Genomic DNA, 23524 nt, shown 5'->3' on the forward strand with positions numbered 1-23524 from the left:
GGCGGCCGCCCCGGGGGCGGCGCCGGGCGCCGGCTCCATCAGAGCGAGGCGGCCAGCTCCGTGCCCTGGCGGATCGCCCGCTTGGCGTCCAGCTCGGCGGCGACGTCGGCGCCGCCGATCAGGTGCGCCTGGACGCCGGCCGCGCGCAGCGCCTCGTACAGCTCGCGGCGCGGCTCCTGGCCGGTGCAGAGCACGACGGTGTCGGCGGGGACGAGGCGCTGCTCGCCGTCGACGGTGATGTGCAGGCCCTCGTCGTCGATGCGGTCGTACGCGGCGCCCGCGACGGAGACGACGCCGCGGTGCTTGAGCTCGGCGCGGTGGATCCAGCCGGTGGTGGTGCCGAGGCCGGCCCCGACCTTGGTGGCCTTGCGCTGGAGCAGGTGCACGCGCCGCGGGGAGGCCGGCCGCTCGGGCGCGGTCAGGCCGCCGGGGCCGGCGTAGGAGGTGTCCACGCCCCAGTGGCGGAAGTACACGTCGGGGTCCTGGGAGGCTCCCTCGCCGCTGTCGGTGAGGAACTCGGCGACGTCGAAGCCGATGCCGCCGGCGCCGACGACGGCGACGCGCTCGCCGACGGGGGCCCCGTCGCGCAGCACGTCGAGGTAGCCGACGACGTTCTCGTGGTCGACGCCCTCGATGTCCGGGGTGCGCGGGGTGACGCCGGTGGCGACGACGACCTCGTCGTAGCCCTGGAGGAGCTGGGTGTCGGCGGGGGTGTTCAGCCGGACCTCGACGCCGCGCTCGGCGAGCTGCGTGCCGAAGTAGCGGATGGTCTCCTCGAACTCCTCCTTGCCCGGGATGCGGCGGGCGACGTCGAGCTGTCCGCCGATGTGGCCGGAGGCCTCGAAGAGGGTGACCTTGTGGCCGCGCTCGGCGGCGGTGACGGCACAGGCCAGGCCGGCCGGGCCGGCGCCGACGACGGCGACGGTCTTGGCGAGCCGGGTGGGCGACAGGACGAGTTCGGTCTCGTGGCAGGCGCGCGGGTTGACCAGGCAGCTGGTGATCTTGCCGCTGAAGGTGTGGTCGAGGCAGGCCTGGTTGCAGCCGATGCAGGTGTTGATGTGCTCGGGGCGGCCCGCGGCGGCCTTGGCGACGAAGTCGGCGTCGGCGAGGAAGGGGCGGGCCAGGGAGACCAGGTCGGCGCGGCCCTCGGCGAGGATCTCCTCGGCCTTCTCGGGGGTGTTGATGCGGTTGCTGGTCACGAGGGGGACGGAGACCGCGCCCATCAGGCGCTGGGTGACCCAGGTGTACGCGCCGCGCGGGACGGAGGTGGCGATGGTGGGGATGCGGGCCTCGTGCCAGCCGATGCCGGTGTTGATGATGGTGGCCCCGGCCGCCTCGATCTCCTTGGCGAGGTGGACGACCTCCTCCAGGGTGGAGCCGCCGGGCACCAGGTCCAGCATGGACAGGCGGTAGATCAGGATGAAGTCCGGGCCGACGGCCTCGCGGGTGCGGCGGACGATCTCCAGCGGGAAGCGGACGCGGTTCTCGTACGAGCCGCCCCAGCGGTCCTCGCGGCGGTTGGTGGCGGCGGCGATGAACTCGTTGATGAGGTAGCCCTCGGAGCCCATGATCTCGACGCCGTCGTAGCCGGCGAGCTTGGCCAGGCGCGCGGCGCGGACGAAGTCCTCCACGGTCTGCTCGACCTCGGCGTCGCTGAGCTCGTTCGGGGCGAAGGGGCTGATGGGGGCCTGGAGGGCGCTCGGGGCGACGAGGTCCTTGTGGTACGCGTAGCGGCCGAAGTGGAGGATCTGCATGGCGATCTTGCCGCCCTCGGCGTGCACGGCCTCGGTGATCTGCCGGTGCTCGGCGGCCTCCTCCTCGGTGGTGAGGCGGGAGCCGCCCTCGAAGGGCCGGCCGGCGTCGTTGGGGGCTATGCCGCCGGTGACGATGAGGCCGACGCCGCCGCGGGCGCGCTCGGCGTAGAACGCGGCCAGGCGCTCGAAGCCGCGCTCGTGCTCCTCCAGGCCGGTGTGCATCGAGCCCATGACCACGCGGTTCGGCAGCGTGGTGAAGCCGAGGTCCAGGGGGCTCAGCAGGTGCGGGTACCGGCTCTGGGTCATGGGGGCGCCTCCTCGCGCGGGGGTGGATGCCCCTGTTCTAGCGATCCGGCGGAGGTTATGCAACAAGGTGCATAACCGGGCCGGGGCCGCCCGACCGCTTTGCCCCGCAACGACGGGCCCGCGCCCGTCGCCCCTGTGGCACAGTTCACGCCGGGCCCTGCCGGGTGAAGCCGGCCTGAAGCGCGTGCACGGTGACGGTGGCCCCGCCGAGCATTTCGGCCTTCGCCCGCAGCGCCCGTACGGCCGCCGGGCCCGGGCTGCCGTACACGTCGATGGACCGCAGACGGATGAACGGCGCGAACTCCCGGAACCTCGGCCCGCCGATCTGCATGTGGAACTCCATCGACTCCGTGTCGGGATGGACGGCCACCACGGACATCGTGGATGCGGACTCGTCGATGTAGCAGCCGTAGGCCTGCAGCCGCGGCTCGTGCGCCTCGACGAACGCGGCGAGCCCGTGCATCAGCCGCCTGACCTGTGCGGCCTTGCCCTCCAGGATGTCCGACCGGTCGACGTAGTGGATGGGTTCCGCCATGCCCCGAAGCTACCGCCGGCCGGCCGCCCCCTCCGCCGCGGCGCGCGGGGCCCCCTGCTGCGGCTCCCCCGGTCACGGTGTTCGGACAAGGACCGGCTTGCTTTCCGGAGTCCGGGGGAGGGTCGGGGCGGAGCCCGCTGCCCGGCGGAGCCGGGTTCCTCGGGGCTCCGCCCCCGACCCCGCGCCTCAAACGCCGGCGAGGCTCACATGGCCGGACCCCGTCACAGGTGGCGGCGGAGGCGGAGGGTGACGATCTGGAAGGGGCGGAGGGTCAGGGGGAGGGAGCCGTCCGCGGCAGCGGGGCCCAGGGCCGTGCCGGGCAGCGGGCGCTCCAGGAGGTCGGTTTCCAGGGCCTGCGTGACGGGGAAGTCCGGCGTCACGGTGGCGTTCGCGCGGCCGCCCAGGGATTCGTACAGGCGGACCACCACGTCGCCGGTGCGGTCCTCGGCCAGTTTGAGCGACTCGAGCACCACCGCGCCCTCCGTCACCGCGACCAGCGGCGCGATCGGGCCCGCGCCGGTCAGCACCCGCTCGGGCAGGTTGAGCGCGTGGCCCTCGCGGACCGCGTCCGCGATCCCGGCGCCCGGCGCGAGGGCGTACCGCAGCGTGTGCGCGCCCTGGTCGGTCTCCGGGTCGGGGTAGCGGGGGGCCCGCAGGAGCGAGAGGCGGACGGTGGTGGTCTGGCCGCCGTCGGGGCGGACGTCGCGGGTGACGTCGTGGCCGTACGTGGAGTCGTTGACCAGGGCCACCCCCCAGCCCGGCTCCTCCACGTGGATCCACCGGTGGGCGCAGATCTCGAACTTGGCCGCCTCCCAGGAGGTGTTGGTGTGGGTGGCCCGGTACACGTGCCCGAACTGCGTCTCGGACGCCGAGCGGTCGGCCTTGACGTCCAGCGGGAAGGCGGCCTTCAGGAGCTTCTCCGTCTCGTGCCAGTCGACCTCCGTGACGAGGTCGACGGTGCCGGCGTCCGCCCTCAGGGTGAGGTACTGGGCCACCCTAGACCGGCCGAAGGAGCGGGCCGCGCGCAGCGTCACCGCGTCCGGGCCCTCCTCCACCACCTCCAGGGCGTCGAGCTCCACGAGGTCGGCGACGTTGTTGCGGTAGAACGCGTCGACGTCCCACGCGTCCCACATGTTGGGGAAGTCCGGGTGGAGCTGCAGCAGGTTGGCCGCCCCGCCGGGCGCCACCGCCTCCCGGCCGGCCGCCACGTCGTACGCCGAGACGATCAGCCCGCGGCCGTCGACCTCCACCCGCAGCCGCCGGTTGTCCAGGACGTGCCCGCCGCCGGTCCGCGGCGTGCGCCGCACCGGCCGGGAGGCCGCCGCCGGCCGGCCCGCGCCGCCCGCCGGGACGCCGCGCCGGGCGTGCGGCGCGGCGTTGAAGACCAGCTCCCCGGCGCCCTCGCCGGCCAGCGCGAGCTGCGCCGCCAGCGTGATCGACCGCAGCTCCTCGCCCACCCGCGCGTACGTGGCACGGGCCTCGCGGTGCACCCAGGCGATGGACGACCCGGGCAGGATGTCGTGGAACTGGTGCAGCAGCACCGTCTTCCACAGCCGCTCCAGGTCCTCGTACGGGTAGGCGTACCCCGGCACGCGCACCGCCGCCGTCGCCGCCCACCACTCGGCCTCGCGCAGCAGGGACTCGCTGCGCCGGTTGCCCTGCTTGGTCCGGGCCTGCGAGGTGTAGGTGCCGCGGTGCAGCTCCAGGTAGAGCTCGCCCGCCCAGACGGGGGCGTCCTCGTACTCGGCGCGGGCCTGCTCGAAGAAGGCGTCGGGCGTCTCGATCTCGACCCGCGGGGAGCCTTCGAGGTTCCGCTGGCGGGCGGCACGGGCCAGGTGCTCGCGGGTCGGGCCGCCTCCGCCGTCGCCCCAGCCGAAGGGGACCAGCGACCGCGAACCGCGGCCCTTCTCCCGGTAGTTGCGGGCGGCGTGGGCGAGCTGGGCGGCGCCGAGGTCGCTGTTGTACGTGTCGACGGGCGGGAAGTGGGTGAAGACGCGGGTGCCGTCGATGCCCTCCCAGCGGAAGGTGTGGTGCGGGAAGGGGTTCACCTGGGACCAGCAGATCTTCTGCGTCAGGAACCAGTGCGAGCCGGAGAGCCTGACGATCTGCGGCAGCGCGGCGGTGTAGCCGAAGGAGTCGGGCAGCCAGACGCCCCGGGTCTCGATGCCGAACTCGTCCAGGAAGAACTTCTTGCCGTACAGGAACTGCCGGACCATGGCCTCGCCGCCGACCATGTTGGTGTCGGACTCCACCCACATCCCGCCGACCGGCACGAAGCGGCCCTCGGCGATCTTCTTCTTGATCCGCTCGAAGAGCTCGGGCCGGTGCGTCTTGATCCACTGGAGCTGCTGCGCCTGCGACATCGCGAACACGAACCCGGGGTGCTCCTCCATCAGGCCGAGCACGTTGGAGGCGGTCCTGGCCACCTTGCGGACGGTCTCGCGCAGCGGCCACAGCCAGGCCGAGTCGATGTGGGCGTGGCCGACGGCGCTGATCCGGTGCGCCGAGGCGTGGGCGGGCGCGGCCAGCACCCCGGCCAGGCGGGCACGGGCGGCCGCCGCGGTGGCGGGCACGTCGGCCAGGTCCACCGCGTCCAGGGCCGCGTCGACGGCGCGCAGGATCGCGTACCGGCGGGCCTCGTCCTCGCCGAGCTGCATCATCAGGTCGTGGAGGACCTCGAGGTCCAAGGCGAGTTCCCAGACCTCGGTCTCGAAGACGGCCAGCTCCATCCGGGCGATCCGGTACAGGGGCCGGTCGCCGCTGGTGAGGGGGTCGCCCTCGTACGTGGGCCGGTGCTCGACGAGGACGGGGTTCGAGGCGGCTTCGACGTACCACTCGATCCGCTCGCCGCCCGCCGCGCGGTCGGCGACGCGCACCCAGTCGTTGTACGGGTTGAGGGCCTTGACCTCGCTGCCGTCGGCGCGGTGGACCAGGCCCTCGCACTGGAAGCCGGGCATCATCCGGTCGAAGCCGAGGTCGAGGACGGCCTCGACGGTACGGCCCGCCCAGTCGGCCGGCACGGTGCCGGTGACCTTGAACCAGGTGGTGCCCCAGGCAGGGCCCCACTCCTCGCCGACCGCGCAGGGCCCGTACGGGGCGGCCAGCCCGTCGGCGACGGGCACGGGCTGCCCGCCGGCGTCCCAGCGCTCGACGGTGAGCGGGACGGGGCGGGAGTACACGGCGGGCCTGATGCGCTCGGCCAGGACCCGGCGCAGGCGGTGTTCGGTGAGGCTGCGGTCGTCGTGCATGCGGCGGCTCCAGGTGGTGTCCGGGGGCGGGAGGCGGCAGGGGCGGCAAGCGGTGGGACGGCAGGGGCGGCAGGGCGGCAGGGGCGGCAGGGGCGGCAGGGGCGGGCGGCGGCTCAGGTCTTGACGGCTCCCTCGCCCACTCCCTTGAAGAAGAAGCGCTGGAGGGCGAAGAACAGCAGCATCATCGGCAGGAGCGCGGCCATCGCGCCGGCGGCGACGATGCGCTGATCGTTGGTGGTGGTGGCCCCGGCGAGGGTCTTCAGGCCCAGTTGGAGCGTGTAGTGGTCGCTGTCGGTGAGGACCAGCAGGGGCCACAGGAAGTCGTCCCAGGCCCCCATGAAGCTCGTGAGGGAGACGACGGCCAGCGAGCCCTTGGCGGCGGGCAGGAAGACCCGGGTGAAGCGGGTCCATTCACGGGCCCCGTCCAGCACGGCGGCCTCCTCGATCTCCCGCGGCACGGCGAGGAAGGCCGAGCGCATGACCATGATGTTGAGGACGGAGACCGCGCCGGGGAGCCACACGCCGATGAGGGTGTTCACCAGGCCCATCCCGCGGATCGTGAGGAACATCGAGATCATCACGGATTCGAAGGGGAACATCAGGGTGGCCGCGAGGAGGGTGAGGACGGTGGTGCGGCCCTTCCAGCCGGCCCGGGAGAGGGCGTAGCCGCCCATGGAGGCGAACAGGACGTTCGAGGCGACGGCCAGGGCGGCGACCGCGAGGGTGTTGGCGACGTAGCCCGGCAGCGGGAAGGACTCGGCGACGCGGGCGTAGTTGTCCAGGGTGGGGTGGGCGGGCAGCACGCCGTCGTACACGTTCTCCGTGCGGCCGCGGAGGGAGGTCAGGAACTGCCAGGCGATGGGCCCGAGCATCACCACGAGCATCAGGAGCAGCACGGCGTACCGGGCGGCGCGTGCGATCAGGCGGCGCGGGGCGGCCGGGGCGCTCAACCTTCGTCTCCCCTCGCCAGGCGGCGGCCCAGCAGGCTGAAGACCAGCGTGAGGAGGAACAGCAGGAGGGAGACGGCCGAGGCGTAGCCGGTCTCGCCGGCGAAGCCGAGGCCGACCTGGCGGATCAGGAAGGGCAGGGTGCGGGCGCCGCCGCCGGGGCCGCCGCTCTCGCCGCCGAGGATGTAGATCTCGGTGAAGACGCGCAGGGCGGAGATCGCGGAAAGGGTGCCGACCAGCAGCATCATCGGCTTCACCTGCGGGATCGTGATGCGGATGAAGCGGCGGACGGGTCCGGCGCCGTCGAGGGAGGCCGCCTCGTGGAGGGAGGCGGGCACGTTCCCGAGGGCGGCGAGGTAGAAGACCATGTAGTAGCCGAGGCCCTTCCACACGGTCACGGCCATCGCGGAGGCGAGCAGCATGCCGCTGTCGGTGAGGAAGGGGACCGGCTCGCAGACCAGCCGGAGCTTCAGGAAGACGGTGTTGACCAGCCCGTCGCTGCGCAGCACCCACTGCCAGATCAGGCCGACGACCACGGCCGAGGCGATCACCGGCGTGTAGAGGGCGGAGCGGAAGAAGCCGATGCCGGGTACCTTCGCCTGCACCAGCACGGCGAGGGCGAGCGGCAGCAGGACCAGGCAGGGCACGACGACGAGCAGGTAGAGCACGCTGTTGCGGGCGGCCGTCCAGAAGTCGGGGTCGGTGAGGGCGCGGGTGTAGTTGTCGAAGCCGACGAAGGTGCCGCCGCGCAGGATCCGGGCGTCGGTGAAGGACAGCACGACGGTGTTGACGAACGGCCAGAGGCTGAACAGGACGACCGTCACCAGGCCGGGGGCGAGGAAGAGGTACGGGGTCCACCACGCGCGGTGCGGCAGCCCCGGCTCCGCCGCCATGGCCCGCAGGGCCGCCGTACGGCTGCGGCCACGGGCGGGGATCACTTGCGGGCCGCGCGGACGAGGAGCTTGTTGGCCTCCTCCTGGGCCTTGCGCACGGCCGTCCTCGCGTCCTGTTCGCCCTGGATGGCCTTCTGCACCTCGCGGACGACGGCGTCGCCGACCTGGTTGGTCCACTGGACGGGGGTGTTCGCGTCGAGCGCGGCGGTCCTCAGCTGTTCGGCGCCCACGGCCCGGGCGACGGTGTCGGCGTCCGTGCCGTCGCCGCGGTCGGCGAAGCGCGGGTCGGCGAGGCCCCGGGCGTGGGAGGGGTAGATGGTGGCGTTCTTCGAGAACTCGACCTGGTTGGGGCCGTTGGTGACCCACCGGGCGAACTCGGCCGCCGCGTCGAGGTGCTTGGTGTCCTTCCGGATGCCGAGGGACTGGGCGTAGATGCCGATGTGCCCGAGCCGGCCGGTGACGGCCGGGGCGACCCGGGTGTGGGCGTAGACCTGCGGGGCGTTCTGCTTGATGTCCCGGACGAACCCCGGGGAGCCCGGGCCGAAGACGAGTTTTCCGCTGCCGTACAGCTGGTTGATGTCGTCGGCCTTGACCAGGGACTCCTTGGGCATGGCCCCCTTGGCGTAGAGGTCCTTCATCCGCTCGACCCAGGCGACGGCCGTGTCGGTGTCGAAGGTGAACCGGTCCTGCTGCTCGTCGAGGATCGGGACGCCCATCTTCTGCCAGTCCCCCGGCAGGCGGCCCTTGGGGTCGGCCATGAACGCCGCGTACCGGCCCTTCGAGGCGGAGGCGATCCGGTCGGCCTGGTCGAAGAACTGCTCGACGCTGGTCGGGGGCTTGTCGGGGTCCAGGCCGGACGTGCGGTAGAGCTCCTCGTTGTAGGTGAGGATCTCGGGGGTGACGTACCACGGGTAGGCGTACACGCCGTCGCCCTTGCCCGGGAGCCTGAACTGCTGCCAGGCGCCGGGCACGTACTCCCAGGCCGACTCCCCGTCGAGCCGGGCGACGTCGACGAGCAGGCCGCGGTCGCCGAGGAGCTGGAAGGAGTCGGTGGAGAGGTTGACGACGTCCGGGAGTGCTCCGGCCTGGGCGTCGGCGACGAGCTTCTCGTTGTAGCCGTCGCCGGGGACGTCCTCCCACGTGACCCTGGCCTCGGGGTACTTCTTCTCGAAGGCGTCGATGACGCCCTGGACGTACGCCGTGTACTTCGGCTTGAGCTGGAGGGTCCGGAAGGTGATCCCGCCGGCCACCTTGCCGGTCCGGTGCGCCTCCTTCGCGTCGGCCGGACCGCCGCCGACACCGCATGCGGAGGCGGACAGGAGGGTGCCGGCCACGAGGGTGGCGAGGGCGGTGCGGGGCAGGTGCGAACGGTTCATCGTCGGCCGCCTTAGGGGAGTTCCGGCCTCGCTGCCGGAGCGCGGGGCCACGCTGGCCGCGCGGAGCGATCGCGTCAATGAGGCGGGGCCGGCGGTGGCCGAGCGGGCGCGCCCTCCCCGTCGCGGCGCAGGGTGCGCGCGACGGGCCGGAGCCGTCCCGTCAACACGGCGGCGACCTGGACGGTTGCGCCGTGCTCGGGGAGCCGGCGGGAAGGGCCCCCATCCCCCTGGCGGAGGGGGGCCCTTGCCGGAGTTTGACTTCATGTGACCGGTCCGCGAAACCGGCGCGGTGCGCGCGGGCTGTCGCTCCGCCCGACCGGGGCCGCGATCCCCTCCGTCGGGGCCCCGGGCCGAAGGCGTACGGCGATCCGGGGACGGCTACAGGTCGCAGGGGTCGGTGTTCGCGCCGCACAGGACGACGGCCACCCGCTTCCCCAGCGGCTCGGGGGCCTCGCGCACCGCGGCCAGGGCGGTGGCGGCGCCCGCCTCCACCACGATGCGGTGCTCCTCCCACAGCGCCCGCCGGGCCGCGGTGATGGCGGTGTCCGGCACCAGCACCGAGCGGACGCCGGGGTCCTGGGCGGCGGCCAGTGCGTCCGCCGAGACGCGGGTGGCGCCGAGCGAGTCGGAGGCCACCGAGTCCACGGTGACGTCGACGGGCCGGCCGGCCTCCAGCGCCGCGCGGAGGGCCTTGCAGCGCTCCGGCTCGACGGCGGCGACGCGGATGCCGTGCTCCCGGGCGGCGGTGGCCACGCCGGCCAGCAGCCCGCCGCCGCCGACGGCGACGACGACCGTGTCCACGCCCGGCAGCCCGGCCCAGATGTCGTCCAGCAGGGTGCCCGCGCCGGCCGCGACGAGCGGGTGGTCGTACGCGTGGCTGCTCAGGGCGCCGCTTTGCGCGGCGAACTCCCGGCAGGCCGCCAGCGCATCGGCGTACCGCTCCCCCACGAGCCGTACGTCGGCCCCGTACCCGGCGAGCCGCTCCACCTTGACGCGCGGGGCGGTCACCGGCAGGAACACGGTGGCGGGGATCCCGTGCGCGCGGGCCGCCCAGGCGCAGGCCAGGCCGGCGTTGCCGCCGGAGGCGATGGTGACGCCGGCGTCGGGGAGGGCGCCGGCGGCGCGGTGGGCGGCGAGGAAGTTGTGGGCGCCGCGGGCCTTGAAGGAGCCGGTGTGCTGGAGGTACTCCAGGGCGTACCAGAGGCCGTCGGCGGCGGGCACCACGGCGGCGGGGCGCACGGCCCCGGCCATCCGGGCCGCGGCGGCGCGCACGGCGGCGGCGTCGAGCTGCTGTTCCACGATCGCTCTCCTCTTCGGGTGTGCGGTCAGGCCCCGGCGGGCCGGGCCGCCTCGATCAGCTGGCGCAGGGCGCCGTAGTACACCTCGTGGTCGGTCAGGGCGGGCAGTACGTCGGCCAGCCCGGCCGAGAGCACGGGGAACTCCTGCGGATCCAGTGCCGCGAGGGCGGCCCGCGAGACGGCGGTGGCCGCGGCGGGGTCGCGGTGGTCGACGAAGGCGGCACTGCCCAGCGTGAGCAGGTACAGGCGGCGGTAGACGGTCATCGCCTCCGCGGTGGCCATCCCCGCGGCCACGCTGTCGGCGAGGAAGGGCTCGACGAGCCGGGCCAGCAGCTGACGGCCCGTCCAGGGGCGGCCCCCGCGCAGGACCAGCAGTCCGGGATGGGCGGTGAGCAGCCGGTACAGGGCGGTGAAGCGCAGCTCGGCGGCCTCCGCCCAGCCGGTTCCGGCCGGGACCTCGGGCAGCCGGCCGGCCAGGTGGTCGGTGCACAGGTCGAGCAGGCCCGCGAGGTCGGTGCAGCGGCGCTGGACGGTGGCGTGCGAGACGTCGAGCCGTTCCGCGAGGGCGCGGAAGCTCAGCGCCCCGGGACCGTGCTCGTCCAGGATCCGCAGGGCGGCGACGGCGATCGCCTCCGGTGTGGCCCGGTCCAGGGCGGTGGATCTCCTCGGCATGAGATACAGCGTATCAGCCGCCGTATCTTCCGGTGTCTCTTTCGGCGCCACCGAATGGCGTCGGCCCGCGGCCTGCCTCCCGCTCGTGTGATCGCGGGTACACCCGAACTGCTGATCATCGAGCCGCGGCCATCGCGGGGCGTTGACAGAAAGTAATCGCGCCGCTGCACTGGGCGACACCTCCCCCACCCCAAGGAGTCCCCCGTGCCGCCTCGCCCGCGTGCGTCGCTTCCCTGTCTGACCGCGGCCGCCCTGCTCGCGCTCTGCCTCGCCCCGGCCCCCGCGGCGGCCGAACCCACCGCCACCTCGGACACCCCGCTCGCGCTGACCCCGCCGATGGGCTGGAACAACTGGGCGCACTACATGTGCGACATCGACGAGGCCAAGGTCGTCGCCAACGCCGACGCGCTGGTCGCGAGCGGCCTGGCGGCCAAGGGCTACGACACGGTGACCGTCGACGACTGCTGGATGGCGAAGAGCCGGGACGCGCGGGGCGCCCTGGTCGCCGACGCGCAGAAGTTCCCGCACGGCATGGCCTGGCTGGGCGAGTACCTGCACGCCAAGGGCCTGAAGTTCGGCATCTACGAGGACGCCGGCTCCCTGACCTGTGAGAAGTACCCGGGCAGCGGCTCCCCCGAGGGCGGCGGCCCGGACCACTACGCGCAGGACGCACGGCAGTTCGCGTCCTGGAAGGTGGACTACGTCAAGATGGACGGCTGCAACCTCTGGGTGCCGCCGGGCATGACGAAGGAGGAGGCCTACCGGGACGCCTACCACGCCGTGGCCGACGCGCTGCGCGACAGCGGCCGGACCATGGTGCTCTCGGCGTCCGCCCCGGCCTACTTCCAGCAGGGCGAGTGGGGCGGCCCCGACTGGCACCGGGTGCTCGGCTGGGTGGGCGAGACCGGCCAGCTGTGGCGCGAGGGCAAGGACATCAAGGTCCACAACCCGGCCGCGCCGGCGGCCTCCCGGTGGAGCTCCGTCCTCGGCAACTACGGCTACAACCGCTGGCTCGGCCGGTACGCGGGCCCCGGCAACTGGAACGACCCGGACTTCCTGATCGCCGGCGCGCCCGGGCTCACCGACGCCGAGAGCCGCAGCCAGGTCGGCCTGTGGGCGATGATGGCCGCCCCCTTCATCCTGTCCTCCGAGGTCTCCCGGCTCACCCCGGGCGGGCTCGCCGCCCTCGGCAACAGCGACCTCATCGCCCTGGACCAGGACCCGATGGGCCGCCAGGGCGCGGTGGTCTCCGCGAACGCCACCTTCGAGGTGCTGGCGCGGCCGCTGGCGGGCGGCGACCGCGCCGTCGCCGTGCTCAACCGGTCCGGCAGCACCCGGGACATCTCGGTCCCGCTCGCCGACATCGGCCTGTACGGGTGCACGGTCACCGCCAAGGACCTGTGGAGCGGGGCCGGCACGAAGGTCTCCACCTCTCTGACGGGCACGCTCGCCGCGCACGACACGGCGGTGTGGCGGCTCACCCCGGGCCGCGGCTGCGGCGCGGCCGTCCCCACGGGGCAGGTCACGGGCAACGGCTCCACCTGCGCCGACGGTGCCAACACCACCGGGGCCGGGGCGGTGGTCCTGGCCCCGTGCACGGCCGGGGCCGACCAGCGGTGGGTGCTCGGCGCCGGCGCGACCCTGCGGCTGGCCGGGAAGTGCCTGTCGGCGGGCGAGGACGGCGCCGTGGAGCTGGCCCGGTGCGCGCAGAGGCAGCCCGGGCAGAGCTGGACCCACCGCCGGGACGGCGCGCTGGTCGAGGACGTGAGCGGGCTCTGCCTGACCGCGCCCGCCGCGACCGCGGGCGCCCCGGCGCCGCGGCTGCGCCTGGAGGCCTGCGGCGACCACCGCATCGACCAGGCCTGGTCCCTGCCGGTCTGACGCACGGACGACACCTCCGGTGTCCCCGGCGCATGCCGTGATCCAGCACACGACCCCGAGCGGACGAGGGAGCACATGACGAACCACCCGAACCGCCGCCGGGCGGCGGACCCGCAGCCGCCCCGCCGCCGGACCCGCCGGAGCCGCCGCCCCCGCGCACGGGCCGCGCTGCCCGCCGCCCTGCTGGCCCTGGTCTGCGCCGGGACCGCCCCGGGCGCGGGCACCCCGGCCCGCGCCGCCGACGGGCCGGCCGCCGCCGGTGCACCCGGCGCGCGCCCGGCCCGCAGCTTCGACACCGGCCCCGCGCGGGCCGCGCTGAAGCGGCTGCTGCCGCGCCACGCCGCGCAGTTCACGCTCGTCGCCGACCCGGCGGCGGGCGGGCCCGACTCCTTCACCGTGTCGGGGAGGGCCGGCGCGATCACCGTCCGCGGCACCACAGGCGCCACCCTCCTCACCGGCGTCGGCTGGTACCTCCAGCACATCGCCGGCGCCGACATCGGCTGGCCCGGCGACAGCCTCGGCATGCTGCCCGCGCGGCTCCCGGCCGTACCCGCCCCGGTCACCCGCAGCGCCCTCGTCCCGCACCGGTACGCCCTCAACGACACCGACGACGGCTACTCGGGCCCGTACCGCACCTTCGAGCAGCACCGGCGGCAGATCGACCTGTTGGCCCTGCACGGCGTCAACGAGGTGTTCGTGCAGGTCGGCGCGGAGTACCCGTACTACCGGGCGCTCCAGGGCTTCGGCTACGGGGCCGCGGAGCTGCGCGAGTGGATCCCCGCCCCGGGCCACCAGAGCTGGTGGCTGCTGCAGAACCTCAGCGGCTTCGGCGGCCCCGTCTCCGAGCGGCTGATGCGCGAGCGCGCCGGGCTCGGCGCGCGGATCGCCGAGCAGCTGCGCGGGCTCGGCATGACGCCGGTGCTGCCCGGATACTTCGGCACCGTGCCGCCGGGGTTCGCCGCCCGCAACGAGGGCGCGCGGACGGTGCCGCAGGGCGACTGGGCGGGCTTCGAGCGGCCCGACTGGCTGGACCCGTCCTCGCCGGTGTTCCCGAAGGTGGCCGCCGCGTACTACGCGGAGCAGCGCGCGGTGTTCGGGGACAGCGCCATGTACCGGATGAGCCCGCTGCACGAGGGCGGGCAGACCGGCCCGGTCGACGTCGGGGCGGCGGCCCGCGCGGTCCAGGCGGCCCTGCACGCCGCCCACCCCGGGGCGGTGTGGGCGGTGCTGGGCTGGCAGGACAGCCCCCGCAAGGAGCTCCTGGCGGGCGTCGACACCTCGGAGCTGCTGATCCTGGACGGGCTGTCCGACCGGTACAACCGCCTGGACCGGGAGGCCCGCTGGGGCGGGGCGCCGTACGCCCTGGGCACGATCTACAACTTCGGCGGGCACACCACCGTCGGGGCCAACACCTCCGTGTGGATCGACCGGTTCGGCTCCTGGCGGGCCAAGGACGCCAGCGCGCTGCGCGGCACCGCGTACCTGCCGGAGGCGACCGGCACCAACCCGGCCGCGTTCGACCTGTTCACGGACCTCGCCTGGGAGCCGGGGCGGATCGACCAGCGGGCGTGGTTCGCCGGTTTCGCGGCCCGCCGGTACGGGCGGCCGGACCCGGAGGCCGCCGCCGCGTGGGAGGAGCTGCGCAAGGGTCCGTACAGCACCTCGTCCGGGCTGTGGTCGGAGTCCCAGGACAGCCTGTTCACCGCCCGGCCGAGCCTGACCGCGGCGGGCGCTGCGCACTGGAGCCCCACCGCGATGCGCTACCCGGCGGATGCGGTACGGCGGGCCCTGGAGCACCTGCTGAAGGTCGATCCGCGGCTGCGCGGCTCCAGCGCGTACCGCTTCGACCTGGTGGACACGGCCCGGCAGGCCCTCGCCAACCACTCCCGGGTGCTGCTGCCGCGGATCAGGGCCGCGTACGAGGCCCGGGACCCGGCCGCGTTCCGGGAGCTGACCGCCGCCTGGGCGGACGCGGAACGGCGGCTGGACGCCCTGGCCGGCTCCGACCCGAACTTCCTGCTGGAGCCCTGGCTGGCCGCGGCCCGCTCCTGGGGCGCGGACGAGGCGGAGAAGGACCGGTACGAGTACGACGCCCGGTCGATCCTGAGCGTGTGGGGCCGGCACGGCACCAGCGAGGGCGGCTTCCTGCACGACTACGCGAACCGGGAGTGGGGCGGCCTGATCCGCGAGCTGTACGCGCCGCGCTGGGCGGCCTACTTCGGGACGCTGGAGGAGGCGCTCGTGAAGAAGACGGCGCCGCGGGAGATCGACTGGCACGCCTTCGAGGAGGAGTGGGCGCGGCGGACCACACGGCGGCAGCCGGGCGTCGCGAGCGGCGCGAACGGCCCGACCGGCAACCCGTACGCGCTGGCGGCCGGGGTGGCGGCGGCCCTGCGGGCGGACGGGCAGCCGCCCGCACGGCCCGCCCGGCGCGGCTGAGCCCTACCGCACCGCAGGGGGTGGCGGCGGCGCCTCGCCCGCACCTCAGCCGCCCGGGGGAATCTCGCCCCTCCTACGGGGGAGAACCCCGCGGCGGAGCGCCGCACCCGGCGGGCACTCGCTTCACTGGCCCGGAAGCGGACGGGGGGCGGTTGCCGGAACGATCCGGCGGCCGTCCCCTTCCGCGACCGGGACGGCCCCCGCACCATGACGGCCCCGCGCCGGCCCGGCCGCCACGCCATGACGGTCCCGCGCCACGACGGCCCGACGCGAGCAGGAGTGCAGCGAGCATGCCCCAGACCGGACACGAGCGGCCCGGACGGCCCGGGCCAGGGCAGGAGCGCCCCGTGCGGGAGCGCCCCGCGCAGACCACCCCCGGCCGCGCCCGGCCGGCGCCGTCCGCCGACCGGCCGCAGGAGGTGCCGCGGCCCGCCGACCCTCGGGAGCTCCTCACGGACGGGGTGGTGGAGCTGCGCAAGCGCGGCGGGCCGGCGGGTCGGGCGGCGGGCGCGGAAGCCGAGGCCGAGGACCCCTTGGAGAGCGTGGCCCGGCGGGCGGCCGAGCGGACCGCGGAGCGGGTCGCCGCCGAGGGCCGGGCGCGCACCTGACCGCGCGGCGCCACACTGGAACCTGCGGGCGAAGGCCCTGGCAGCGGACGGTGGGTTGCACATGACCGGAGCGAATGGCGCGAAGGCCGGCCTCGGGCGTCGGCGCCTCCTGGCGGGCGCCGTCGGCGGGCTGGTCGCGGCCTTCGCGGGGCTCGCGGTGGCGGAGCTGGCCGCGGCGGCCGTCCGCCCCGAGGCCGCGCCGGTGACCGCGGTCGGCGGCACCGTCGTCGACCTCACGCCCACGGCCCTCAAGGAGTGGGCGGTGCGGCAGTTCGGAACCGCCGACAAGCTGGTGCTCGCGCTCGGGATCATCGTCGTCCTGGGCGCCGTGGCTGCCGCCGCCGGGGTGCTCGCGGTCCGCCGACTGCCCGCGGGCCTGGCCGTGGTGGGCGCGTTCGGGCTGGTCGGGGCGGTGGCCGCAACGAGCCGGCCGGAGGCGTCCTGGCGCGATGCGCTGCCCTCGCTGGCGGGCGGGCTGGCCGCAGCCGGGGTGCTGTACGTCCTGGTGCGCGCGCTGCGCCGGCCCCGGCCGGCGGGGGCGCCGCCGGGCGGGGCCGGGGCGATGGACCGGCGCGGCTTCGGCCGGCTGGTCGCCGCCGCGCTCGCCGCCTCGGCCGGCATCGGGTACGCGGGACGGCGCCTCGGCGCGTACGCCTCCGTCGGGGCCGGCACCTCCCGGGCGGAGCTGGTGCTCCCGCCGCCGGACGTGCCCGCCCCGCCCGTGCCGCCCGGCGCGGAACCGGCGGTGCGCGGGATCTCCTCCTTCCTGACCCCGGCCCGGGACTTCTACCGGGTGGACACCGCCCTGGTGGTGCCGCGCGTGGACGCCGGCTCCTGGCGGCTGCGGATCCACGGCGAGGGCGTCACGCGGCCGCTGGAGCTGGACCTGCGGGCGCTGCTGGCCCGTCCGCTCGTCGAGCACGACCTCACCCTCACCTGCGTGTCGAACGAGGTCGGCGGCCCGTACGCGGGCAACGCCCGCTGGCTCGGCGTGCGCCTGGCCGACCTGCTGCACGAGGCGGGCGTCCGGCCGCCGTCGCGGGGCGGCCCGGCGGACCAGCTGGTGGCGCGCTCGGTGGACGGGATGACCATCGGCACGCCCGTCGAGACGGTGATGGACGGGCGGGAGGCGCTGCTCGCCGTCGGGATGAACGGCGAGCCGCTGCCCTTCGCCCACGGCTTCCCCGTCCGCATGGTCGTACCGGGCCTGTACGGGTACGTGTCCGCCTGCAAGTGGCTGCGCGAGCTGCAGCTCACCGGCTTCGCCGCGTACGACGCCTACTGGGTGCGCAGGGGGTGGGCGGCGCAGGCCCCGGTGAAGACGCAGTCCCGCATCGACACCCCGCGCTCCTCCGCCGAGCCGCTCGCGGGCCGGGTGGCGGTCGCCGGGGTGGCCTGGGCGCAGCACCGCGGGATCGCCCGGGTGGAGGTACGGGTCGACGGCGGGCCGTGGCAGGAGGCCCGGCTGGCGGAGGCGGACGGGGTCGACACCTGGCGGCTGTGGTCCTGGCCGTGGGAGGCGGCGCCCGGTCGGCACACCCTCCGGGTCCGGGCCACGGACGGGAGCGGCGCCGTCCAGACCGACGCGGTCCGGCCGCCCGTGCCCGACGGGGCGACGGGCCTGCACACGGTGACGGTGCACGTCCGGCCGCGCCCGGCGGGGGCGGCGGCGCGGACGGGGTGACGGTCGGCCCGTCTACCGCGCCAGGAACGGGAGGAACCGTACATTTACCGCACCTCCTTCGCGCCTCCCCCGCGGCCCCTCCCCTCTGGATCCGCGGACACCAACGTCAGGAGCCGGCCCCTGTGGAGCTCACCAGTACCTCGCTGCTCGTCGCCCTGATCGCCGTCACCGCCCTCGCCATGCTGGCCGCGCTGCTGCTGTGGAACCGGATCCCCGGCCCCGGGTGGCTGCGCTGGCCCGCACGGGTGCTGATGCTCGGCCTGTGCCAGCTGACCGCCATCACCGTGATCGCCGCGTGGATCAACGGCAGCTACGGCCTCTACTCGTCCTGGGACGAGCTGCTGGGCACCGGGAACGGGCAGGACGCCTCCGCGATGACCGGGCCGACCACGGGCCGGGCCCGCTTCGCGCCGGGCGACAACGGCACGCAGACCGCCTGGTTCCGCGGCACCCACTCGAAGCTGGCCGGCCAGGTGATCGTGTGGACGCCGCCCGAGTACCGGGCCCCGGGAGCCCAGAGGACCCGGTTCCCGGTGCTGATGCTGCTGCACGGCTCCCCGGGCTCCCCGCGGACGTGGATCGACCTGGGCGGCATGCCGGGCGCGCTGGAGCAGCTGATCGCACTGGGCGCGTCGCGCCCCTTCGTCCTCGTGATCCCCGAGATCTACCCGGGCGGGGTGAACACCGACTGCAGCAACGCGCCCGGGCGGAAGGTGGCCGACTGGCTCGCGCGGGACGTGCCGGAGCTGGTCGCGAAGAACTTCCGCACCCTGCCCGAGCCCGCCGGCTGGGGACTGATGGGCGTGTCGACCGGGGGGTTCTGCGCGGCGAAGCTGCCGCTGCAGTACCCCGGGGTGTTCCGGGCCGGTGCGGCCCTGGACCCGGACCCGCTGACCGGGGACCCCGAGGTGCTGGCCGATCCGGTGCTGCGGGAGCACAACAGCCCGATGTGGCTGGTCCGGCAGGCCCGGAAGGCCGACGTCGGGCTGTTCCTCGCCACCTCGGCGCAGGACCGGGGCAGCCCGCCGCAGCAGCTGGAGGCGTTCACCCGGGCCGCGGAAGGCAGCCGGGTCCGCGTCAAGACCCTGGTCCGCCCGGCCGGCGGGCACAACTTCCAGACGTGGAGCGCGATGTACCCCGATGCGCTGGGCTGGCTGAGCACGGAGCTCCCGGCGCCCGGCGAGGGCCGCGGCCGGTGAGGGCACCGTGCGGGGCGCGCCGGGGGCCGGGCCGCGCCGTCCGCGCCGTGGGCCGGGCGGGTGACGGGGTGGCGGAAGGGGCCGGAGCGGTACCTCCCGTACCCCGCCCCGGCCCCTGGCGGCTACTGCAAGGCCGCGTGGCCTAAGCCCTCGCCCTGCCGAGGCGGACCGGGAGGGCTTCGACGCTGTTGCCGATGAAGCTGCGCTGGCGGGGCAGTTCGGCCTCGGGGACGGCCAGGTCGAGGTCCGGGTAGCGGGTGAAGAGCCGCTCCAGGGCGATCGTGGCCTCCAGACGGGCGAGCGGGGCGCCGACGCAGTAGTGCACGCCCTGCCCGAAGGAGAGGTGCCGGGCCGCCCCGGGCCGGGTGACGTCGAAGCGGTCGGCGTCCGGGCCGTGGAAGGCCGCGTCGCGCCCGGCGGCGGTGTAGCCGGCCAGCACCGGGGTGCCCTGCGGGATCACCGTGCCGCCGAGGTCGAGGTCGCGGGTGGGGTAGCGGAAGGGGAACCAGCTGACCGGACCGTCCCAGCGCAGCGTCTCGTCGACCACGTCCGACCAGGTGGCCTTGGACTCCAGGACCAGCGCGAGCTGGTCGCGGTGGGTGCACAGGGCCCGTACGGCGTTGCTGATCAGGTTGAGGGTGGTCTCGTGGCCGGCGACCAGCATCAGGCGCATGGTGCCGATGAGTTCGGCCTCGCTCAGCCGGTCGCCGTCGCCCTCCCGGGCGGCTATCAGGGCGCTGGTCAGGTCGTCGCCGGGGGCGGACCGGCGGGCGGCCGCGATCGTGCCGAGCAGCTCGACGAGCTCGCGGACGGCGGCCGTCACCTCCGCAGGGGTGGTGTCGGTGGCGATGACCACCGTGTAGGTGAGGTCGTGCAGCCGGCCGCGGTGCTCGGGGTCCACGCCGAGCAGTTCGCAGATCACGCTCATCGGGAGCGGCAGCGCGAAGTGGGTGCGCAGGTCGGCGATGCCGTCCGGGTCGGCGGATGCGGCCCGGCCGAGGTCGTCGAGCAGACCGGCGGTGAGCTCCTCGATGCGGGGGCGCAGCCGCTCGACCTGGCGGGCGGTGAAGGCGTTGCCGACGAGGGAGCGCAGGCGGCGGTGGTCGGCGCCGTCGGCGGTGTGCATGCCCTGGGCACCGGCGAAGACCCGCAGCGGCCAGTCGGCCGGGATGGTGCCGTCGTTCAGGGCCGGGCAATGGCGGGCGTCCTTGGCCACGTCGGGGTGGGAGAGGAACTCCTTGAGCGCGTCGTGCCCGAGGACGACCGCTGCGGGCACCCCGCCGGGCAGGACGATGTCCGCGACGGGCCCGCGGGCGCGCAGCGCCGCGTTCAGGGCGTGCGGGCAGCCGCCGGCGGGATCGACGACGTGGGCGGGGGCGGGGGTGGACGAGGACAAGCCGGTTCTCCTGACCGTACGGACCGATATCGGCCAACAGTGCGCCGCCGCACGCCGCTTGTACAAGCCCCTCCCCGGCGCCCCGGCCGCCGAAGCCGCGCCCGCTCCGGGCCCCCGCGCCCCGAACGGCGGTGGAGCCGCCCTGGCCGGACCCCTTCCCGGGCGTCGGCGGGAGCCGCGGGGGCGGCGTAGGGTCGGGGGATGGTGCAGAGGCGGACGCTGGAAGGCAAGGTGGCCCTGGTGGCCGGCGGGACGCGGGGCGCGGGCCGCGGCATCGCGGTCCAACTGGGCGCGCAGGGCGCGACGGTGTACGTGACGGGCCGCAGCTCGCGCGGCGGCGGCCCGTCGGAGTACGGCCGCCCCGAGACGGTCGAGGAGACCGCGGAGCTGGTCACGGCGGCGGGCGGGCACGGGATCGCGGCGGTCGTGGACCATCTGGTGCCCCAGGAGGTGCAGGCGCTGGTCGCACGGGTGGAGGCCGAGCAGGGACGGCTCGACGTGCTGGTCAACGACATCTGGGGCGGTGAGCGGCTCTTCGAGTGGGAGAGCCCGGTGTGGGAGCACGACCTCGACAACGGCCTGCGCCTGCTCCGGCTGGCGATCGACACCCATGCGATCACCAGCCACTTCGCCGTGCCCCTGCTCCTGCGGGAGCCGGGCGGGCTGGTGGTGGAGATGACGGACGGCACGGCCGAGTACAACGCGGGCCGCTACCGGAACTCCTTCTTCTACGATCTCGCCAAGTCGGCCGTGCTGCGGATGGCGTTCGCGCTCGGGCACGAGCTCGGGCCGCGCGGCGCCACGGCGGTGGCGCTGACGCCGGGCTGGCTCCGCTCGGAGATGATGCTCGACGCCTTCGGCGTCACCGAGGCCACCTGGCGCGACGCCCTGGAGAAGGTGCCGCACTTCGCCATCTCCGAGACCCCCGCGTACGTGGGCCGTGCGGTCGCGGCGCTGGCCGCGGACCCGGAGGTGGCCCGCTGGAACGGCCGGTCGCTGTCCAGCGGGCAGCTCGCGGCCGAGTACGGCTTCACGGACCTCGACGGCAGCCGGCCGGACGCCTGGCGGTACATGGTCGAGGTCCAGGACCCCGACCGCCCGGCCGACACCACCGGCTACCGCTGACCCGAGCCGGGGCCGGGGCCGGAGTCCGGGGCCGAGGCGCCGGCGGGGCGCAGTTCGCGGCCGGGCCCGAGCGGGGCGAAGAAGGCGGCCACGGCCTCGTCGGAGACCTCGCGCAGGTCGGACGGCGACCAGCGCGGGGTGCGGTCCTTGTCGATGACCTGGGCCCGGATGCCCTCGACCAGGTCGGGCGAGCGCAGCGCGTGGCAGGAGGTCCGGTACTCCTGGGCCAGGACCTCCTCCAGGGTGGCGAGGGTCCGGGCCCGGCGGACGGCGGCGAGGGTCACCTTGAGGGCGGTCGGGGACTTCGCCAGGATCGTTTCGGCGGTCTCCTTGGCGGCCGGATCGCCCTCGGCGAGGAGGCGTTCGACGATCTCCTCGACGGTGTCGGCGGCGTAGCAGCGGTCGATCCAGGGCCGCCGCGCGGCGAGTTCGCCGGGGGCGGGGGTGGCGGCGTACCGCGGGAGCACCTCGTGCGCCGGCTCCTCGGCGAGGGCGTCGGCCAGCTCGGGGAGCAGGGCGGCGGGTACGAAGTGGTCGGCGAGCCCGCACAGCAGTGCGTCGGCTGCGCCCACGGCCGAGCCGGTGAGGGCGAGGTGGGTGCCGAGCAGGCCGGGGGCCCGGCCGAGGAGGTGGGTGCCGCCGACGTCGGGGACGAAGCCGATGCCGGTCTCCGGCATGGCGATGCGGGAGCGCTCGGTGACGATGCGGACGCTGCCGTGGGCGGAGACGCCGACGCCGCCGCCCATCACGATGCCGTCCATGAGGGCGACGTACGGCTTGGGGTAGCGGGCGATCAGGGCGTTGAGCCGGTATTCGTCGCGCCAGAACGCGGCGGAGGCGGAGGTGCCCGCCTTGGCGTCGTCGTGGATGGCGCGGATGTCCCCGCCGGCGCACAGGCCGCGGTCGCCGGCGCCGCGGATGAGGATCCGCTCGACGGCCGGGTCGGACGCCCAGGCGAGCAGGGCCTCCTCGATGCGCAGCACCATGGGGTGGGTGAGGGCGTTGAGGGCCCGGGGGCGGTTGAGGGTGATCGTCCCCGTGCGTCCCGTCGTGTGGAACAGGACGGTGTCGTCGGCGGCGCCTGTGGCGTGGTGGCTCTTCACGGCAGCCAGTATCGGTAGGGTGGGCCGCTGTGCGAAAGATCGTCCTGATGATGTCGGTGTCCCTGGACGGGTACTTCGAGGGGCCGGAGCGGCAGATCGACTGGCATGTCGTCGACGAGGAGCTGCACCGGCACTTCAACGAGGAGCTCGCCGACATCGGCGGTTTCCTCCACGGCCGGGTCATGTACGAGCTGATGGCCGCCTACTGGCCGACGGCGGACGCCGACCCGGCGAACGCCGGTGCGGTGGCCGAGTTCGCGGACATCTGGCGGCGGACCCCGAAGTACGTGTACTCGCGGACCCTGGGCCCGCAGGACGTCGGCTGGAACTCCACGGTGGTGCGGGACGTCGTGCCGGCGGAGGTGGCCGCGCTCAAGGCGGGCCCCGGCGGGGACCTGGTCCTGGGCGGCGCCGGGATCGCCGCCGCGTTCCTGCGGCACGACCTGGTGGACGCGTACCGGATCTACGTGCACCCGGTGCGCATCGGCGGCGGCAGGCCGCTGTTCCCGCCCGGGGGCGGCCCGGTGCCGCTGCGGCTGGAGGGCACGCGGACCTTCGGCAACGGGGTGGTCCGGCTGGCCTACGCACGTCCGTAGGAGCTCGGGTCACGGCGCCGGGCCGGAAAGCGGGCGCGGGTGCGTGCCGGGGCTGTGGCCGAAGGCCCGCCGGGAGACGTCGACGAAGGCGCTCGCGGAGGACCAGCCCCAGCGGTGGGTGACGGCGGTCCCGGGCCGTGCCGACGGCCGATGCCCTGGCTATCCCCCTGGGCACGGCCGCCGCGGGCGCGGGCATCGCCCTGGTCGTGGACGCGGGCTGTGCGGCGACCGTGGCCGCGGTGGCCCTGTCCGGGCTGGGCGCGGCCGCGTACCACCCGGCGGCGGCCCGCCCGGTCCGCACCGGGGCGCCCGGCGGCGGGCACACCCCGATGAGCTGGTTCGCGCTCGGCGGCACCGCCGGCTTCGCGTGCGCGCCGCTGCTGGTGGCCGGCGCCCTGGCTGCTGCCGGCGCTCCCGGCGGTGCTGGGGGTGCTGCTGAACCGGCGGCGGCCGAGGCCGTCGGC

17 protein-coding genes and 1 pseudogene are annotated in these 23524 nt (G+C 75.1%); 7 read left to right on the top strand and 11 right to left on the bottom strand.

What is annotated here, in order from left to right:
* Positions 1-38 precede the first annotated feature (38 nt).
* The 8 genes from AB0953_RS04485 to AB0953_RS04520 form a co-directional block, all read right to left on the bottom strand.
* Positions 39-2060 carry an NADPH-dependent 2,4-dienoyl-CoA reductase gene (locus tag AB0953_RS04485; RefSeq protein ID WP_366857891.1) on the bottom strand — a complete coding sequence of 674 codons (2022 nt, stop codon included), beginning with the start codon at positions 2058-2060 and terminating at the stop codon, positions 39-41.
* Positions 2061-2205: 145 nt separating this feature from the next.
* Entirely contained in the window at positions 2206-2595 is a 390-nt protein-coding gene (locus AB0953_RS04490; protein WP_366857892.1) for a hypothetical protein, read from the bottom strand.
* 221 nt (positions 2596-2816) lie between these two features.
* Positions 2817-5843 (bottom strand): glycoside hydrolase family 38 C-terminal domain-containing protein, encoded by a 3027-nt coding sequence (locus AB0953_RS04495; RefSeq protein ID WP_366857893.1) that lies wholly within the window; start codon positions 5841-5843, stop codon positions 2817-2819.
* A gap of 113 nt (positions 5844-5956) precedes the next feature.
* The gene (locus AB0953_RS04500; RefSeq protein ID WP_366857894.1) at positions 5957-6793 is read right to left on the bottom strand and encodes a carbohydrate ABC transporter permease; all 837 of its coding nucleotides are present in this window, start codon (positions 6791-6793) and stop codon (positions 5957-5959) included.
* A complete protein-coding gene (locus AB0953_RS04505; protein ID WP_366858174.1) occupies positions 6790-7683 on the bottom strand; it encodes a sugar ABC transporter permease in 894 nt (297 codons plus the stop codon). The genes AB0953_RS04500 and AB0953_RS04505 overlap by 4 nt, the downstream gene beginning before the upstream one ends.
* Before the next feature lie 41 nt (positions 7684-7724).
* On the bottom strand, positions 7725-9059 hold the full coding sequence (locus tag AB0953_RS04510) for a sugar ABC transporter substrate-binding protein (RefSeq protein WP_366857895.1): 1335 nt from the start codon (positions 9057-9059) through the stop codon (positions 7725-7727).
* 378 nt (positions 9060-9437) lie between these two features.
* Complete coding sequence (locus AB0953_RS04515) at positions 9438-10358, bottom strand: serine/threonine dehydratase (protein WP_366857896.1); 921 nt, start codon at positions 10356-10358, stop codon at positions 9438-9440.
* Between the two features lie 26 nt (positions 10359-10384).
* Positions 10385-11029 (bottom strand): TetR/AcrR family transcriptional regulator, encoded by a 645-nt coding sequence (locus tag AB0953_RS04520; RefSeq protein WP_366857897.1) that lies wholly within the window; start codon positions 11027-11029, stop codon positions 10385-10387.
* A 204-nt stretch (positions 11030-11233) separates the two neighbouring features.
* Here AB0953_RS04520 and AB0953_RS04525 point away from each other — a divergent pair, with 204 nt between their 5' ends.
* The 5 genes from AB0953_RS04525 to AB0953_RS04545 all read left to right on the top strand — a co-directional run bounded on the left by AB0953_RS04525 (position 11234) and on the right by AB0953_RS04545 (position 18840).
* Positions 11234-12910, top strand: coding sequence for a ricin-type beta-trefoil lectin domain protein (locus AB0953_RS04525; RefSeq protein ID WP_366857898.1), 1677 nt, complete (start codon positions 11234-11236; stop codon positions 12908-12910).
* Between the two features lie 75 nt (positions 12911-12985).
* A complete protein-coding gene (locus AB0953_RS04530) occupies positions 12986-15349 on the top strand; it encodes an alpha-N-acetylglucosaminidase (RefSeq protein WP_366857900.1) in 2364 nt (787 codons plus the stop codon).
* 290 nt (positions 15350-15639) lie between these two features.
* Positions 15640-15957, top strand: a complete 318-nt coding sequence (locus AB0953_RS04535; protein WP_366857901.1) for a hypothetical protein — start codon at positions 15640-15642, stop codon at positions 15955-15957.
* Between the two features lie 61 nt (positions 15958-16018).
* Positions 16019-17641: a molybdopterin-dependent oxidoreductase gene (locus AB0953_RS04540; protein WP_366857902.1), complete on the top strand. Its 1623-nt coding sequence runs from the start codon at positions 16019-16021 to the stop codon at positions 17639-17641.
* Between the two features lie 122 nt (positions 17642-17763).
* Positions 17764-18840, top strand: a complete 1077-nt coding sequence (locus tag AB0953_RS04545; RefSeq protein ID WP_366857903.1) for an alpha/beta hydrolase-fold protein — start codon at positions 17764-17766, stop codon at positions 18838-18840.
* A 142-nt stretch (positions 18841-18982) separates the two neighbouring features.
* Here the strand turns inward: AB0953_RS04545 and AB0953_RS04550 are convergent, their stop codons facing one another.
* Complete coding sequence (locus tag AB0953_RS04550) at positions 18983-20236, bottom strand: cytochrome P450 (protein ID WP_366857904.1); 1254 nt, start codon at positions 20234-20236, stop codon at positions 18983-18985.
* A 201-nt stretch (positions 20237-20437) separates the two neighbouring features.
* Between AB0953_RS04550 and AB0953_RS04555 the strand changes: the two genes are divergently transcribed.
* The gene (locus tag AB0953_RS04555) at positions 20438-21361 is read left to right on the top strand and encodes an SDR family oxidoreductase (RefSeq protein WP_366857905.1); all 924 of its coding nucleotides are present in this window, start codon (positions 20438-20440) and stop codon (positions 21359-21361) included.
* Here the strand turns inward: AB0953_RS04555 and AB0953_RS04560 are convergent.
* Complete coding sequence (locus AB0953_RS04560) at positions 21352-22464, bottom strand: enoyl-CoA hydratase/isomerase family protein (protein WP_366857906.1); 1113 nt, start codon at positions 22462-22464, stop codon at positions 21352-21354. The two genes, AB0953_RS04555 and AB0953_RS04560, sit on opposite strands and share 10 nt — an antisense overlap.
* A 29-nt stretch (positions 22465-22493) precedes the next feature.
* Here AB0953_RS04560 and AB0953_RS04565 point away from each other — a divergent pair, with 29 nt between their 5' ends.
* Positions 22494-23060, top strand: coding sequence for a dihydrofolate reductase family protein (locus AB0953_RS04565; protein ID WP_366857907.1), 567 nt, complete (start codon positions 22494-22496; stop codon positions 23058-23060).
* A gap of 9 nt (positions 23061-23069) precedes the next feature.
* Here the strand turns inward: AB0953_RS04565 and AB0953_RS04570 are convergent.
* A pseudogene (locus AB0953_RS04570) lies at positions 23070-23195 on the bottom strand (AraC family transcriptional regulator); the annotation flags it as partial.
* Between the last annotated feature and the right edge of the window lie 329 nt (positions 23196-23524).

The sequence above is a fragment of the Streptomyces sp. NPDC046866 genome (assembly GCF_040704625.1).
Taxonomy (GTDB): domain Bacteria; phylum Actinomycetota; class Actinomycetes; order Streptomycetales; family Streptomycetaceae; genus Streptomyces.